This is a genomic window from Xanthomonas sp. CFBP 7698, assembly GCF_003600855.1.
In the GTDB taxonomy this organism is placed as follows: domain Bacteria; phylum Pseudomonadota; class Gammaproteobacteria; order Xanthomonadales; family Xanthomonadaceae; genus Xanthomonas; species Xanthomonas cannabis.
In genome coordinates, this window is record NZ_PRDN01000001.1 from 749,558 (window position 1) to 763,700 (window position 14,143).

The 14,143-nt window shown below is 67.7% G+C and carries 15 protein-coding genes; 2 read left to right on the plus strand and 13 right to left on the minus strand.

The genetic code is table 11. From position 1 onward, the window contains the following. Positions 1-115: 115 nt before the first annotated feature. From hisIE to hisS, 10 genes are all read right to left on the minus strand, one after another. Positions 116-736, minus strand: coding sequence for a bifunctional phosphoribosyl-AMP cyclohydrolase/phosphoribosyl-ATP diphosphatase HisIE (gene hisIE, locus XnspCFBP7698_RS03110; RefSeq protein WP_104581418.1), 621 nt, complete (start codon positions 734-736; stop codon positions 116-118). After that, positions 726-1,502 (minus strand): imidazole glycerol phosphate synthase subunit HisF, encoded by a 777-nt coding sequence (gene hisF, locus XnspCFBP7698_RS03115; RefSeq protein WP_104581417.1) that lies wholly within the window; start codon positions 1,500-1,502, stop codon positions 726-728. Before hisF ends, hisIE begins: the two co-directional genes overlap by 11 nt. Next, on the minus strand, positions 1,496-2,230 hold the full coding sequence (gene hisA, locus XnspCFBP7698_RS03120; RefSeq protein WP_104581416.1) for a 1-(5-phosphoribosyl)-5-[(5-phosphoribosylamino)methylideneamino]imidazole-4-carboxamide isomerase: 735 nt from the start codon (positions 2,228-2,230) through the stop codon (positions 1,496-1,498). The genes hisF and hisA overlap by 7 nt, the downstream gene beginning before the upstream one ends. After that, entirely contained in the window at positions 2,227-2,829 is a 603-nt protein-coding gene (hisH, locus tag XnspCFBP7698_RS03125) for an imidazole glycerol phosphate synthase subunit HisH (protein ID WP_104581415.1), read from the minus strand. The genes hisA and hisH overlap by 4 nt, the downstream gene beginning before the upstream one ends. Further along, positions 2,826-3,953: a bifunctional histidinol-phosphatase/imidazoleglycerol-phosphate dehydratase HisB gene (hisB, locus tag XnspCFBP7698_RS03130; RefSeq protein WP_104581414.1), complete on the minus strand. Its 1,128-nt coding sequence runs from the start codon at positions 3,951-3,953 to the stop codon at positions 2,826-2,828. The genes hisH and hisB overlap by 4 nt, the downstream gene beginning before the upstream one ends. Continuing rightward, positions 3,950-5,041, minus strand: coding sequence for a histidinol-phosphate transaminase (hisC, locus tag XnspCFBP7698_RS03135; RefSeq protein ID WP_104581413.1), 1,092 nt, complete (start codon positions 5,039-5,041; stop codon positions 3,950-3,952). The genes hisB and hisC overlap by 4 nt, the downstream gene beginning before the upstream one ends. Continuing rightward, the gene (hisD, locus tag XnspCFBP7698_RS03140) at positions 5,038-6,333 is read right to left on the minus strand and encodes a histidinol dehydrogenase (RefSeq protein WP_104581412.1); all 1,296 of its coding nucleotides are present in this window, start codon (positions 6,331-6,333) and stop codon (positions 5,038-5,040) included. The genes hisC and hisD overlap by 4 nt, the downstream gene beginning before the upstream one ends. Next, on the minus strand, positions 6,330-7,244 hold the full coding sequence (gene hisG, locus XnspCFBP7698_RS03145) for an ATP phosphoribosyltransferase (RefSeq protein ID WP_123137249.1): 915 nt from the start codon (positions 7,242-7,244) through the stop codon (positions 6,330-6,332). The genes hisD and hisG overlap by 4 nt, the downstream gene beginning before the upstream one ends. Positions 7,245-7,253: 9 nt before the next feature. After that, positions 7,254-7,580, minus strand: a complete 327-nt coding sequence (locus tag XnspCFBP7698_RS03150; RefSeq protein ID WP_047696305.1) for a YerC/YecD family TrpR-related protein — start codon at positions 7,578-7,580, stop codon at positions 7,254-7,256. 530 nt (positions 7,581-8,110) lie between these two features. Then, the gene (hisS, locus tag XnspCFBP7698_RS03155) at positions 8,111-9,520 is read right to left on the minus strand and encodes a histidine--tRNA ligase (RefSeq protein ID WP_104581410.1); all 1,410 of its coding nucleotides are present in this window, start codon (positions 9,518-9,520) and stop codon (positions 8,111-8,113) included. 207 nt (positions 9,521-9,727) lie between these two features. Between hisS and XnspCFBP7698_RS03160 the strand changes: the two genes are divergently transcribed. Then, positions 9,728-10,393 carry a helix-turn-helix domain-containing protein gene (locus XnspCFBP7698_RS03160; RefSeq protein WP_179455422.1) on the plus strand — a complete coding sequence of 222 codons (666 nt, stop codon included), beginning with the start codon at positions 9,728-9,730 and terminating at the stop codon, positions 10,391-10,393. Positions 10,394-10,467: 74 nt separating this feature from the next. Here XnspCFBP7698_RS03160 and XnspCFBP7698_RS03165 read toward each other — a convergent pair whose 3' ends face one another. Together XnspCFBP7698_RS03165 and thrC are read right to left on the minus strand one after the other, a co-directional pair. Further along, positions 10,468-11,211 (minus strand): murein L,D-transpeptidase catalytic domain family protein, encoded by a 744-nt coding sequence (locus tag XnspCFBP7698_RS03165; protein ID WP_104581409.1) that lies wholly within the window; start codon positions 11,209-11,211, stop codon positions 10,468-10,470. 102 nt (positions 11,212-11,313) lie between these two features. Continuing rightward, positions 11,314-12,618: a threonine synthase gene (gene thrC / locus XnspCFBP7698_RS03170; protein ID WP_104581408.1), complete on the minus strand. Its 1,305-nt coding sequence runs from the start codon at positions 12,616-12,618 to the stop codon at positions 11,314-11,316. Positions 12,619-12,776: 158 nt separating this feature from the next. Here thrC and XnspCFBP7698_RS03175 point away from each other — a divergent pair, with 158 nt between their 5' ends. Then, positions 12,777-13,091, plus strand: a complete 315-nt coding sequence (locus tag XnspCFBP7698_RS03175; protein ID WP_104581407.1) for an EthD family reductase — start codon at positions 12,777-12,779, stop codon at positions 13,089-13,091. 74 nt (positions 13,092-13,165) lie between these two features. Here XnspCFBP7698_RS03175 and XnspCFBP7698_RS03180 read toward each other — a convergent pair whose 3' ends face one another. Next, complete coding sequence (locus tag XnspCFBP7698_RS03180) at positions 13,166-14,134, minus strand: homoserine kinase (RefSeq protein ID WP_104581470.1); 969 nt, start codon at positions 14,132-14,134, stop codon at positions 13,166-13,168. Positions 14,135-14,143: the final 9 nt, after the last annotated feature.

Consider the following 14,143-nt stretch of genomic DNA (forward strand, 5'->3'; position numbering starts at 1 on the left):
CGGTGCAGGCCCGGAAAATCGCGCGTCCTGCACAGCACCGTAGGAGCGCACCCGGGCGCGACAGGGCTTTACCAGCAAGCCCTGTCGCGCCCGGGTGCGCTCCTACGGCGGCATGTTAGTTGTGCCGCGACTCCAGCAGTGCCACCGCGTCGCTCAGGCCAAGCCCACGCGCGCGGAGCAGCACGATCAGGTGATACAGCAAGTCGGCCGATTCGCCGAGCAGTTCGGCATCGCCCTGCACCACGCCTGCCAATGCGGTTTCCACACCCTCCTCGCCCACCTTCTGCGCGATGCGGCGGATGCCCTGCTCGAACAGCTTGGTGGTGTAACTGCCATGCGGGCGCTCGTGCTCGCGCGTGGCAATCAGCGCATCCAGGCTGCCCAGAAATTGCCCCGGCGCATTCGGGAAGCAGCTGGTACGGCCCAGGTGACAGGTCGGCCCGTGCGGATGGGCCAGCACCAGCAAGGTGTCGGCGTCGCAATCGGCCTCGATGGTCACCACGCGCAGCACATTGCCCGAGCTCTCGCCCTTGGTCCACAGCCGCTGCTTGCTGCGGCTGAAAAAGGTCACTTCGCCACGCTGCTGCGTCACCGCCAGCGCTTCGGCATTCATGTAGCCCAGCATCAGCACACGCAGGGTGTCGGCGTCCTGCACGACGACCGGCAACAGCCCGTCGCCCTTGCTCCAGTCCAGCGCCTGCAAGGCGTCGCCGGTTGCCACGGTGTCACTGTCCATCACGTACCTCGATCTGTTGCGCGCGCAGGAACTGCTTGAGTTCCGGAATGGGAATGGCCCCGCTATGGAACACGCTGGCGGCCAGCGCGCCGTCCACATCGGCCTGGTCGAAGACGTCGGCAAAATGCTGCATCTCGCCGGCGCCGCCGGAGGCGATCAACGGCACCCGGCAGAGCGTACGCACCTGACGCAGCTGGGCAAGGTCGTAGCCGCGGCGCACGCCGTCGTTGTCCATGCAGTTGAGCACGATCTCACCGGCACCCAGGCGCTGCGCTTCGGCAACCCAGTCCAGCGTGCGCATAGGCAAGGCCTGCGTCTTGCTCGGGTCGCCGGTATAGCGACGCACCCGCCATTGGCCGTCTTCCTCGCGAATGGAGTCGATGCCCACCACCACGCACTGCACGCCAAAGGCGTCGGCCAGTTCGGAGATCAGCTGCGGGCGCCCGAGTGCCGGCGAGTTGATGGAAATCTTGTCGGCCCCGGCGTGCAGCACCGCACGCGCTGTTTCCACATCACGAATGCCGCCAGCAACGCAGAACGGGATATCGATCAGCCGCGCCACGCGCTCGACCCAGGTGTAGTCGACCGAGCGGCCTTCCGGGCTGGCACCGATGTCGTAGAACACCAGCTCATCGGCGCCCTGTGCGCGATAGCGCAGGGCCAGCTCGACGATGTCGCCCATGTCGATATGGTCGCGGAACTTGACGCCCTTGACCACGCGGCCCTCGCGCACGTCCAGGCATGGAATGATGCGGCGGCTCAGCATGCCAATGCCTCGTTGAGATCCAGATGCCCTTCAAGCAAGGCCTTGCCCAGCACGATGCCGGCGCACCCGGATGCCTTGGCAGCGACCACGTCGGCCAAATGGCGTGCACCGCCGGACACCTGCACCTGCAGCTGCGGTACCAGCCCGCGCAGGTGCGCGTACAGCGCCATGTTGGGGCCGGACAACATGCCGTCGCGCGCGATGTCGGTGCACAGCAGGTGCTGCAGGCCGGCCTGCGCGTAACGTACCGCCAGGTGATCCAGCGTGGCGTCGGCCGCTTCGGTCCAGCCATGTACCGGCAGCTGCCACACGCCGTGCGCGTCCTGGCGCGTATCCAGCGCAATGGTCAACCGGTCGGCGCCGAACTCCTGCAGCCAGCCGATCACGGTGTCGCTCTCGCGCACCGCCAGCGAGCCGATGACCACGCGCGCCGCGCCGGCATCGAGGATGCGCGCCACATCGTCACGTGAACGGACGCCGCCGCCGGTCTGCACCTGCAGGCCGGTCTGGCGCGCGATCTCGCCCAGGGTTGCTGCCAGGGTGTAGCCGCCGGCCTTGGCGGCATCCAGATCGACCAGATGCATCCACTGCGCGCCGGCATCGGCAAACGCCTGCGCGCGCGGCAACACGTCGTCGCCGTACTGCGTTTCGCGTGCGTAATCGCCCTGCAGCAGGCGCACCACGCGGCAGTTGCGGATATCCAGCGCCGGATAGACGGTAAAACTCATGGGAAACTCATCTCAAGAAAATTACGCAGGATGCGTGCACCGGTGTCGGCCGAGCGCTCGGGATGGAACTGCGCGCCGCACCGCAAGCCTTGCTGCACGACGGCGGTAAACAGGCCCCCGTGATCGCAGGCGGCCACAGTATCGGCCGTCACCGGCGCGGCGTAGCCATGCACAAAATAGGCGCTGGCGCGCTCCGGCAGGCCGGCAAGCAGCGCCGAGTCGCGCATTGGCACCAGCTGGTTCCAGCCCATGTGCGGGACACGGATGCCCAGCGCCGGGGTCATATGGCGCACGATGCCCGGCAGCAGGCCAAGGCACTCCACCTCGCCTTCTTCGGAGCGCTCGAACAACAACTGCATGCCCAGGCAGATACCGATCAAGGGCACCTGCAGCTGCCGCAATGGCTCGACCAAGCCTTGTGCGCGCAGGCGCTTCATCGCTTCCGGCGCGGCGCCCACGCCCGGCAGGATGACCCGCTCGGCGCCTTGCAGGCCCGCCGCATCGCGCACCAGCCGCGCTTCCACGCCCAGCCGCTCCAACGCATAACGCACCGAACCCAGATTGGCACCACCGGCATCGATCAATGCGACATCGGTCATAGCGCACCCTTGGTGGACGGCAGCGCGTTGCCTTCGCGGCGGATCGCCTGACGCAACGCGCGTGCCAGTGCCTTGAAGCAGGCTTCCACCTTGTGGTGATCGTTCTCGCCACGCACGCTCAGATGCAGGTTCAAGCCCGAGGCATCGCAGATGGAGCGGAAAAAATGCGGTACCAGCTCGGTGGGCATGTCGCCCACGCGCTCGCGCTTGAAGTCGCCTTCGAACACGAAATACGGCCGGCCACTGAAATCCAGCGCGGCGCTGGCAATGGTTTCGTCCATGGGCAGCGTGAAGCCGTGCTGCGCGCCTGGCCCTGCTGCAAGCCAGGGGCTTTCGACCGGATCGAACCCATACCGGCCGATCCCGCGCTTGTTGCCCAGCGCCTCGCGCAGCGCCTGGCCCAATGCCAGGCCGGTGTCTTCGATGGTGTGGTGCTCGTCGATATGCAGGTCGCCGTCGGCGCGGATATCCAGCGCAAAGCCGCCATGCTTGCCGATCTGCTCCAGCATGTGGTCGAAGAACGGCAGGCCGGTGGCGGTGTGCGGTTCGGCGACGCGGTCCAGGTCCAGCTCGACGCGGATTTTGGTTTCCTTGGTGTTGCGCTGAACCACCGCGCGCCGCGGCGCATCGGCCAGCTCATGGGCGATGCCAGGCCAGTCCCACTCGCCGCCGAATTCGTCGGTACGCAGCTGGAAGCCGCGGATATTGAGGTTCTGCGCGAACTGGATGTCGGTGATGCGGTCGCCGACCATCGCCGAGCGTGCCCAGTCGATCGTGCGGTCCTGCAGATACGGCACCATCAGGCCGATGCCGGGCTTGCGCGTGGGGGCGTTGTCCGCCGGCCAGCTGCAGTCGATCAACACGTCGCGGAACTCGATGCCCTGGCTGGCGAAGATCTGCAGCATCAGGTTGTTCGGGCCGTCGAAGGACGCACGCGGGTAGCTTTCGCTGCCCAGGCCGTCCTGATTGGTGACGATGACGAACTGATAGCCGGCGTCGCGCAACCTGAGCATGGCCGGAATCACGTTGTCGACAAAGCGCAACTTTTCGTAGGCGTCGATCTGGTAGTCGGCCGGCTCGGTGATCAGCGTGCCGTCGCGGTCGACAAAAAGAATCGGGGTCATACGGCAGCCTCCTGCGCGGTATGCAGTGCCGTCAGCACGCGCACGTTCTGTTCCGGCGTGCCCAAGGTAATACGCAGTGCATCGTGCAACCGCGGCACTGCGCGTTGATCGCGCACCACCACGCCCGCCTCCAGCAGCGCCTGGAATGCGGTTTGGGCATCGTCGAAACGCACCAGCAGGAAGTTACCCTGCGAGGGGTACACCTGGCGCACGCCGGCGAGCTGCGCAAGCGCCTTGTGCATGCGCTCGCGTTCAGTACGAACCTCCGCGATGCGTCGACGCGTGACCTCCAGCGCCGGTGCAGACAAGGCCTGCTCGGCCATCGCGGCACACGGCGTCGGCACCGGATACGGCGCCTGGCAGCGGCGTAGCAAGGCGATCAACTCGGCATTGGCGATCAGCGTACCGATACGCGCCGCCGCCAACGCGTGCGCCTTGGAGAGCGTACGCAGCACAGCGAGATTGTCGTAGCGCGCAAGCAGGCTCACTGCGGACGGCACATCGGAGAACTCGCCGTAGGCTTCGTCGACCACCACCAGCGCCTTGCCCTGCAATGCCTGCAAGGCGGTTTCGATCTCTTCGAGGCTGATCGCCGAGCCGGCCGGGTTCGAAGGCGAACACAGGAACACCAACTTGGCACGCGCGGCCAACGCTGCCTCGATGATTTCCGGGATATCCGCATGGAATCCGTCGGGCCCATCGACCAGCGGCACTTCTATCAACGGCGCGTTCTGCAGCCGTGCGCACACGGCATACATGCCGAACACCGGCGGCGTCACCACCACCGCATCGCGCTCCGGCACGCACAGGCCGCGCACCAGCAGATCGATCGCTTCGTCGCTGCCACGGCCAATCAGCAGCTGCTCGGGCGCGCAGCCGTACAGCGCGGCCAGCGCGCCACGCAGGCCCTTGGGTTGCGGGTCGGGATAGCGTCGCGTGCTGCCACCGGGATCGGCCGGGTTCTCCCAGGCCGATTCATTGGCATTGAGCCAGACATCGCCCTGCAGCGCACTGGTGCGCGCCGACGAATACCCGGCAAATGCGCGCAGGTCCTCGCGCACCAGATCCAGGATCGAGGACGTGCTCATGCTGCCACTCCCATGCGCAGGGCCACCGCATTGGCATGGGCATCCAGGCCTTCGGCGCGCGCAAGAATCAATGCGCACTCACCGATGCCGTCGATACCGGCCTTGCTCGCGGCCTGCACGCTCACCATGTTCTGGAAGCTGGCAACGCTGACACCGCTGTACGCGCGCGCCGCGCCGCTGGTCGGCAGGACATGGTTGGTGCCGCTGCAATAGTCGCCGAGCGCTTCCGGCGTGTAATCGCCGAGAAAGACCGAGCCGGCCGCTTCGACCTGCGCCAGCCATGCGCGCGGTTCGCGTAGCGCGAGGATCAGGTGCTCGGGTGCATAGCGGTTGCTGATCGCAAACGCGTCGTCCAGCGTCTGCACCTTGATCAGCCGCGACTGCGCCAAGGCCTGGCGTGCGATGTCGGCACGCGAGAGCTGGGCCAGTTGCGCGTCCAGCTGCACCTGCACCGCATCGATCAAGGCGTCGCTGTCAGACAGCAGCAACACCTGCGAATCCGGGCCGTGCTCGGCCTGCGACAGCAGGTCGGCCGCAACGAAGGCCGGCTGCGCGCCGGCATCGGCAATCACCAGCACCTCGGAGGGACCAGCCGGCATGTCGATCGCGGCTGCGCCGGATTGGGCCACCTGCTGCTTGGCTTCGGTCACAAAGCTGTTGCCCGGGCCGAACAGTTTGTCGCAGCTCGGCACCGACTCGGTGCCATACGCCATCGCCGCGATCGCCTGCGCACCGCCCAGCTTGAACACGCGGCGCACGCCGGTGAGCTGCGCAGCCACCAGCACCGCCGGGTCCACGCTGCCATCCTTGCGCGGCGGCGTGCATAGCACGACCTCGCGGCAACCGGCCAGCCGTGCGGGAACGCCAAGCATCAGCGCCGTCGACGGCAACGGTGCGCTGCCTGCCGGCACATACAACCCGACCCGCCCGATCGGGCGCACGATCTTTTCGCAGACCACGCCAGGCGCAGTTTCCACGGCGTAGCCGGCGCTCATTCCGGCGCGGTGGAAGGTGTCGATCCGCGCCACCGCGTCCTGCATGGCCTGGCGCAGTTCGGGGGCAACCGCGGCCTCGGCAGCGGCGAATTCGGCCTCGCTGACGATAAAACTCTGCAGCGACACGCCATCGAAACGTGCGGTGATCTCACGCAATGCGGCATCGCCACGTGCGCGCACATCGGCAATCAGTGCAGCCACCGCGTCGCGCGTCTGTGTGGCCACGGTCTGCACCGGGCGCGTCAATGCGTCGGTGCGCGCGGCGCTGTCGAGTTGGGACCAATCGAGAATGTTCATGCCAGCGAGCGCTCCACCGTCAACACCATCAAGCCTTGCGCACCTGCGCGTTCGAGCTCTTCCAACCGTTGCCAGGTCACCGCGCCGTGGCACATGGTCTGCAGCCGCATCGCGCCGTTGCCGTCGTCGGGCAACTGCACCAGCGGGTCGGCGTCGGGCAGTAGCCGGCGCAGCGCATCCACATGGGTCTGCTCGGCGCGGAACATCAGCAACTTGCTATCGCGCAACTTGAGCAAGCCGTCCATGCGCCGCAGCAGCATCGCCAGCAGCGCTGCGCGTGCGTCCGCCGGCTCGCGCACGGCGCCAGCCAGTACCGCCTCGCTTTCCATCACCAACTCCACCGGCTTGAGCTGGTTGGCGGCCAGGGTGGCGCCACTGGAGACCAGATCGCAGATCAGATCGGCGGTACCCAGCCGCGGCGCGATTTCCACCGAGCCGGACAACTCCACCACCGCCGCATCGATGCCCTGCCGCTCCAGCCAGTCGGCCAGGATCGCCGGGTAGCTGGTGGCGATGCGCTTGCCCGCCAGTTGCGCCACGCCCTGCCACTCCCATTCTTCCGGCACGGCCAGCATCAACCGGCACTGGCCGAAACCGACGCCGCGCACCGCGTGGTAGGCGGCTGGCAACCCAGCGCGACGACGCGCCGAGGCCTGCTCGTCGAGCTCGTTCTGGCCGACGATCCCCAGGTCGCAGACGCCGTCGGCGATCAGGCCGGGGATGTCGTCGTCGCGCACCAGCAGCAAGTCCACCGGCAGCGATTCGCCGTAGCAGAACAACTTGTCGCGGCTCTGCCGCCAGCTCAGCCCGCAGGCGGCCAGCAGGCTGCGCGCGGGCTCGGCCAGACGGCCGCTCTTCTGGATGGCGATACGCAACCGGTCACGTGCCGGTGCTGCCGTGGAAGCACTCATGTTGTTCTCTCAGTGGGATTCGACAGGGCGCGACGATTGCTCGCGCAGGGCCTCGGCGTAGCCGCCGGCGCCATGTTCCAGCGTGCGCGCAACGCGCCCGATGGTGGTCACGCTGACCTGGGTCAGCTCGTGGATCTCGCGATACGGCACGCCCTTGACCAGCAAGGGCACCACCCGCCAGCGGTCGCCCATGGCTTCCAGTTCGGCGGGTGTGCACAGATCGCGCAGGAAGGCTTCGACCGCGCCGGGCTCGGTCAGGCAGGCCAGTGCGTCGGCCAGCATCTTGAGGGAGGCGGCGACGTCGGTACTTTCGCGGGGGGCTGGTCGTTGTTTCATCGCGTTAATGTAATAGCGTGTTAGTACATTAACGCAAACGGTGGCGCTTGTCACCTGCTGCGGCGGTGACAGTAGGACAGTTTGGTTGGTGCCCGTCATGCGGCGTTGCGCTCGCCTGCCCTCGCGTTGCTGCAAGGAGGGCCGACCAAGCTGCCCTTGCCCCGCCTGCGGGGAAGGTGCCCACGCTGCTGCCTGGGTGAGGCGCTGTGCCCCGGCCTCTCAGCTAAGTTGCAGGAAAGCCCCAACGCCCCTCATCCGGCGCTGCGCGCCACCTTCTCCCGTCAACGGGAGAAGGGAGCAATCCATGGCGCCTCGGGCGCGGCGGAGGACACCCGCTGACCTTCACCCGTCAACGGGAGAAGGGAGCAAGGCAAGGCGCTTCGGATGCGGCGGACCCGCTGCCCTTCTCCCGCCTGCGGGGGAAGGTGCCCGCAGGGCGGATGGGGGCGAAACCTCGTGCAGCACCGCCATCAGTTCACATGCTGAATTGCGTGCGCCGGCCATCGAAAAACCAGCGACGACCACCTGCCTTACGGCATCACCTTGGCCTGCTCCAGCTCCACCTGCAAGGTGCTCGCCAGCTCGTCGCGGGCAACGTCGAACTGCTGCTCGCGCACCAGGTCCTTCACCGCCACCACGCCGCGCGCCAGCTCGTCGTCGCCGGCCAGCACCACGAAGCGGATGCCGGCACGCGCGGCGTATTGGAATTGCTTGCCGACCTTCTTCGGCTCCATCTGCACTTCGGTGTTGATGCCACCGATACGCAGCCGGCGCGCGATGTCCAGCGCGTCGTCCAGGCGGGTTTCGTCCATCAGCGCCACCATGGCCTGCACGCTGCTTTCGGCGATGCCCTGGATCAGGCCGGCCTCGCGCAGCTGCCAGAACAGGCGGGTCAGGCCGATCGAGATGCCCACGCCCGGCAATCTGGACTTGGTGTAATGGCTGGCCAGGCTGTCGTAACGGCCGCCCGAGCAGATCGAGCCGATCTGCGGGTGGTCGGTGAGCGTGGTTTCGTAGACGGTGCCGGTGTAGTAGTCCAGCCCGCGCGCGATGGAGAAATTCAGGCAGTACGCGCTCTCCGGCACGCCCAGCGCCTTGACCAGCTCGAGCACTTCGCGCAATTCGGCAATGCCCTCGCCCAGCGTGGCACTGGCACCGACCGAGGCTTCCAGCGCCTGCAGCTGCGCCAGCGCATCGGCGTGCCCGTTCGAGCGCACCGCCACGAAGGCGAGAATCTTGGCAACCTGCTCGGCGGCAATGCCGAAGCCCTCGCCCGTCAGCGTGTCGCGCACGTAATCGGCGCCCCGCTTGTCGATCTTGTCGACCTCGCGCAGCACCGCAAGCTGCAGCTCGCCCTCGGCCACGCCCAGGCTTTCGAAGAAGCCGCGCAGCAGCTTGCGGTTGTTCAACTGCACCTTGAAGTCGCCGATGCCCAGCTCGGCGAACACCGCGTGTATCACCGCCAGCACCTCGGCGTCGTAGCGGATGCTCAGCGCGTCCTTGCCGATGACGTCGATGTCGCACTGGTAGAACTCGCGGAAACGCCCGCGCTGCGCACGCTCCCCGCGATACACGCGCTGCATCTGGTAGCGGCGGAACGGGAAGCTCAAGTCATGCTCATGCTCGGCCACGTACCGCGCCAGCGGCACGGTCAGGTCGAAACGCAGCGCCAGCTCGGGCAGCCCGCCCTCGCCGCCTTCGTCGGCCGCAGCGGCGGCATTGGCCAGCGCACCGGTGGACTGCACGAAGTACACCTGGCGCTCGGTCTCGCCGCCGGATTTGGTCAGCAACACATCGGACAGCTCGAACACCGGCGTTTCGACCGGCAGGAACCCGAACCGCTCGTAATTGCGGCGGATGACGTCCAGCATGCGCTGGAACGCGATCTGCTCGCGTGGCAGCAATTCCATGATGCCGGGCGGCGTACGGGGCTTGATCACGAGCGAAACTCCTGCATGACGACTGGGGGCGAGCCGGCAATTCTACCGGTTGGGCGGCCGCGCTGACCGCATGGCGTATCATTCACACGCGTCCCAGGCAGTGCGTGACCCATGTACCGGCAGCTTTCAGACCCCAGCGTGACCTGCCCGACCCCAAGCGCGGCGGCCGGCAGCGACGCCCGTCATTCCGATTGCACGCTGTGTGCGGTGCGCGGCCGCGCGGTCTGCGCGGCGCTGTCGGCGCAGGAAATGGACGCACTCGAGCAAGTCACCAGCGCCTCGGGCTATTCCCCGGGCAGCACCCTGGTGCGCGCCGGCGAGGCGCGCCACCACGTCTACACCGTCACCTCCGGCGCCCTGCGCATGGTGCGCACCCTGGCCGACGGGCGCCGCCAGATCACCGGCTTCGTGCTGCCCGGCGACTACGTGGGGCTGACCGAAACCCCGCAGCACCGCCATGACATCGAGGCCATCGTCGAGACCCGCGTGTGCCGCACGCCGCTGGCGCAGATGCGGCAGTTGCGCGATCGCTACCCGCAGCTGGAACGCAAGCTGCTGCAACGCGCCAGCATGGAACTGGCCGCCGCACAGGACACCGGCCTGCTGCTGGCACGCCTGCAGCCCAGTGAGCGGCTGGCGCACTTTCTGCTCCGCCTGGCCGCACGCTCCACCCAGCCCGGCGCCAGCGGCGACACCGTGGCGCTGCCGATGAGCCGCGGCGACATCGCCGACCATCTCGGGCTGACCATGGAAACGGTGAGCCGCACCTTCACCAAGCTGCGGCAGCAGCAGCTGATCGCGCTACCGCAGCTGCACCTGGTGCAGATCCTGGATTACGCCGCGTTGCGCAGCCTGGCCGGCGATACGGTGTGAGCGCTGACGGACAGAGCCGCTGCGCCTCACGCTGATCGCAAGCCGCCTGCCGCTGTCACCCCGCACGCCGTCAGTCAGCGCCCGGCCACCGTCCCCGCTACCGACCCGCCGCAGCCGCTGCTGAGCAGTTGCGATTGACGCAACCAGGCGCGGTCCGGGTAGTAGGCAAACACGAAGGCACCCTCGCGCAAGGTATCGATCAGTTGCCTGGCCACCGCCGGCCGCACGGCCGGGCAGCCCAGGCTCCGGCCAAGCCGGCCCTGGGTGCGGATGATGGCTTCGCTGACGTAGGGCGCGCCGTGGATGACGATGGCGCGGTCGCGCGCATGGTCGTTGAAGCCCGGCTCCAGGCCCTTGAGCCGCAGCGAGTAGCCGTTGTGGCCGGTATACGACTCCTGCGCGGTGAATGCACCCAGGCTGGACTGGAAACTGCCGTCGGCATTGGAAAACTTCGCCGCCAGGTTCTCGCCCGTGTTGCGCCCGTGCGCCACCCACTCCTGGAACAACAAGCGTTGCCGGTCTAGATCGAACACCCATAGGCGGCGTTCGGTCGAGGGTCGGCTGTAATCGATGACGCTGAGCACCCGCTCGGCGCCCACCTGCTGGCGCTGCCGCGCGCACTGCAAGGCCTCGGTGGCCAGCGCCAGCACCTGGCGGTCCAGCGACGGCGCCTGACGCGCCAGGGCATCGATCAGGCCGGCACGCAGTGCACCCAACGGCGGCACCGCAGAGCCAGGCATGGCATCGGCCGCCATGGCCGTCCCCGCCGTTGCCCACCCGCAGAGCGCAGCGGCAACGGCAATCACTCGATAAGACATGCAGCAACCCACATCAGACGCGGCACCACGCCGGGGCCGCACCCGCTACAAATAGCCCCAAGCGCGGCACTTTCCAACCCCGGCCGGCTGAACGCGTTCGGCTCAGGCCACGTCCGCAAGCAGGCGCTGCCGGAACGCCGCGTAGTCCGGCGGCAGCGCCTCGGCATGCGCCGGGCGTTGCAGCAGCGCCGCCAGCGCCGGCGGCACCTCGACCCCACGGCCGATCAGCGGCTCCACCACGGCCTCGAACTTGGCCGGGTGCGCCGTGGCAGCCACGGCCCAGTCGCCCGTCACGCCCTCGGCTCCCTCCGCGCGCAATTGCTCCAGCACATGCACCGCGGTGGCGGTATGCGGGCAATGCACCTCGCCGTAGCGCGCGTAGCGTTGCTGGATGGTGTGGCGGATGGCCGCATCGTCCACCGACAGGGCACGGAACGCCTCGCGTAGCGCGGCGTCGTCGCCGCGATACAGCCAGCGCAGGCGCTCGAAGTTGCTGGGCGCTCCCACGTCCATGGCATTGGCCAGGGTCGCCACGCTGGGCTGCGGAGCGTAGTCGTCGCCGGCAAAGTAGTCCGGCAGCACGTGGTTGGCGTTGGACGCCAGCGCGATCGTGCCCAACGGTACCCCGAGCGCACGCGCCAGGATCGCGGCCAGCCCGTTACCCAGGTTGCCGGTGGGCACCACCAGATTCAGCGCGCCACCAGAGGCCGCATGGTGCTGCAGGGCCGCATGCGCGTAGTAGCTCATCTGCGGCAGCAGCCGGCCCAGGCTGATGCTGTTGGCCGAACTCAGCGGCACCTGCGCCTGCAGCGACGCATCGTTCAAGGCCTGCTTGACCATCGCCTGGCAGTCGTCGAACGAGCCGGCCACGCGCAGGGCCTGGATGTTGTCGCCAAAGCAGCCCAGCTGATGCGCCTGCCGCGGCGACACCCGGCCATCCGGGTACAGCACCACCACGCGCAGGCCCGGCTGCCGATGAAAGGCCGCCGCCACCGCCGCGCCGGTGTCGCCGGAGGTGGCCACCAGGATGGTGAGCGGACGATCCTCTTCCCGGCGCAAGCGGGTCAGGCAGGCGGCCAGAAAGCGTGCCCCGAAATCCTTGAACGCGGCGGTCGGCCCATGGAACAGCTCCAGCGCGTAGTCGCCGGGCGTGGCCAACGGCACCAACGGCGCAGGGAAATCGAACGCCTCGACGCAGATGGCCGGCAGTTCCGCCGCCAGCGCATCGCCTTCGAAAAACGGTTGCAGCAGCTTGCTGGCAGTGGTCGCCAGATCGACGCCAGCCGTCAGCGTGCGCGCCGGCGGCAGCGACTGCGGCACATACAGGCCGCCATCGGGCGCCAGCCCGGCAGCGATGGCCTGGCTCAGGCTTGCGGCAGGCGCGCCGCCACGGGTGGAAATGAACATCAGCGTGACTCCAGGCAAAAGGGAGACCGGGCGCTACCCGGCGACAACAGAGATGAGGAAAGACGCGGGAGCGGCGCAGTGCGGGTGCGTGTCCTGCGCGTCATCCGCCCCCATGGGCGCGGCGCTATGCTGCGCGCACCTTTCCGTGGAGCCGGCAGATGATCAAGGTCAGCGTGATGTACCCGTACCGCGAAGGCGCGCGCTTCGACCACGCCTACTACCGCGACCAGCACATGCCGCTGGTGAGCGCGCGCATGGGCGCGGCCTGTCTGAAATACACCGTGGACAAAGGCATCAGCGGTGGCGAAGCCGGCAGCCCCCCGGCCTTCATCGGCATGTGCCACATCTATTGCGACTCGGTGGAGACCTTCAACGCCAGCTTCGGCCCGCATGCGGCCGAGATCCTCGGCGATATCGCCAACTACACCGATCTTACGCCGGTGACGCAGATCAGCGAAGTGGTGGTCGACTAAGTCGCAGATCACGAGCCGCATGTCAGACCTGTTGCGCGCTACCTGCGGCATGTTGTCATTGCGGGCGTGCTGATTCATCCGAGCAACCGCGCTGCCGGGCTTGCGATTGGCGACACCCACGCCTGGCTATCGAAACCGGCGGCAGCAAACCCGGCCTGCACTGCCGGTGCTGCAGCGTCTGCAGCGGCACGCGATTCGAACCAGGCAAACACGCTTGGCCCGGCGCCGGAAATGCTGGCGCCCAACGCGTCGTACTCCAGCGCCGCCTGCTTGGCCTGCGCGAAGCCGGCAATCAAGGGTGCACGACGCGGCTCGATCAGCACATCGCGCAGGCCGGCGCGCACTAGACTCGCATCGCCGGCATGGCAACCGGCCAGCACCAGGGCCAGGTTGGTGCTCTGCGCGACAAACTCGCGCAGCTGATACGCCCCGGCCAGGGCCTCGCGCGCACGCCGCGTTTCCAGCGCTGCATCCGGATGCACCAGCAAGCTATGCCAGGCTGCCGGTACCGCGATCGGCACCAGACGTTCCAGCGTGCACAGCACCAGCCCGCCTAAGAACAGCGGCCCCAGGTTGTCGCCGTGGCGGCTACCGCTGGCCACTGCTTCGCCATCGAGCGCGTATTGGTAGAGCTGGTGGTGGTCCAGCGGCGAGGCCAGCAGCGCGTTTGCCGCGACCAACGCCGCCACGCACGACGCAGCAGAGCCGCCCATGCCCGAGCTCAGCGCGATGCCCTTGTCGATCTCGATTTCAAACCCGTAAGGCAGCTGCAATGCGGCGCGCAGCGACATCAACGCAGCGCCTGCGGTATTGCGTTCGGCATCCAGTGGCAGTGCCACGGTCGTGCCGCGAATCGCCGCGATGCGTACTGTGGGTTCTTCGATGCGGCGCACGGTGACGGTGTCGCCGACGCCATCGATCGGGTAACCGAGCAGGTCGAATCCCACCGCCACGTTCGCAACCGATGCTGGCGCGAAGGCGCGCGCTTCGTGCAACCCGTGGTTGCCGACAGAAGCGCGATCACTCTTGTGCGCACGCGCCACCGTTGCTGG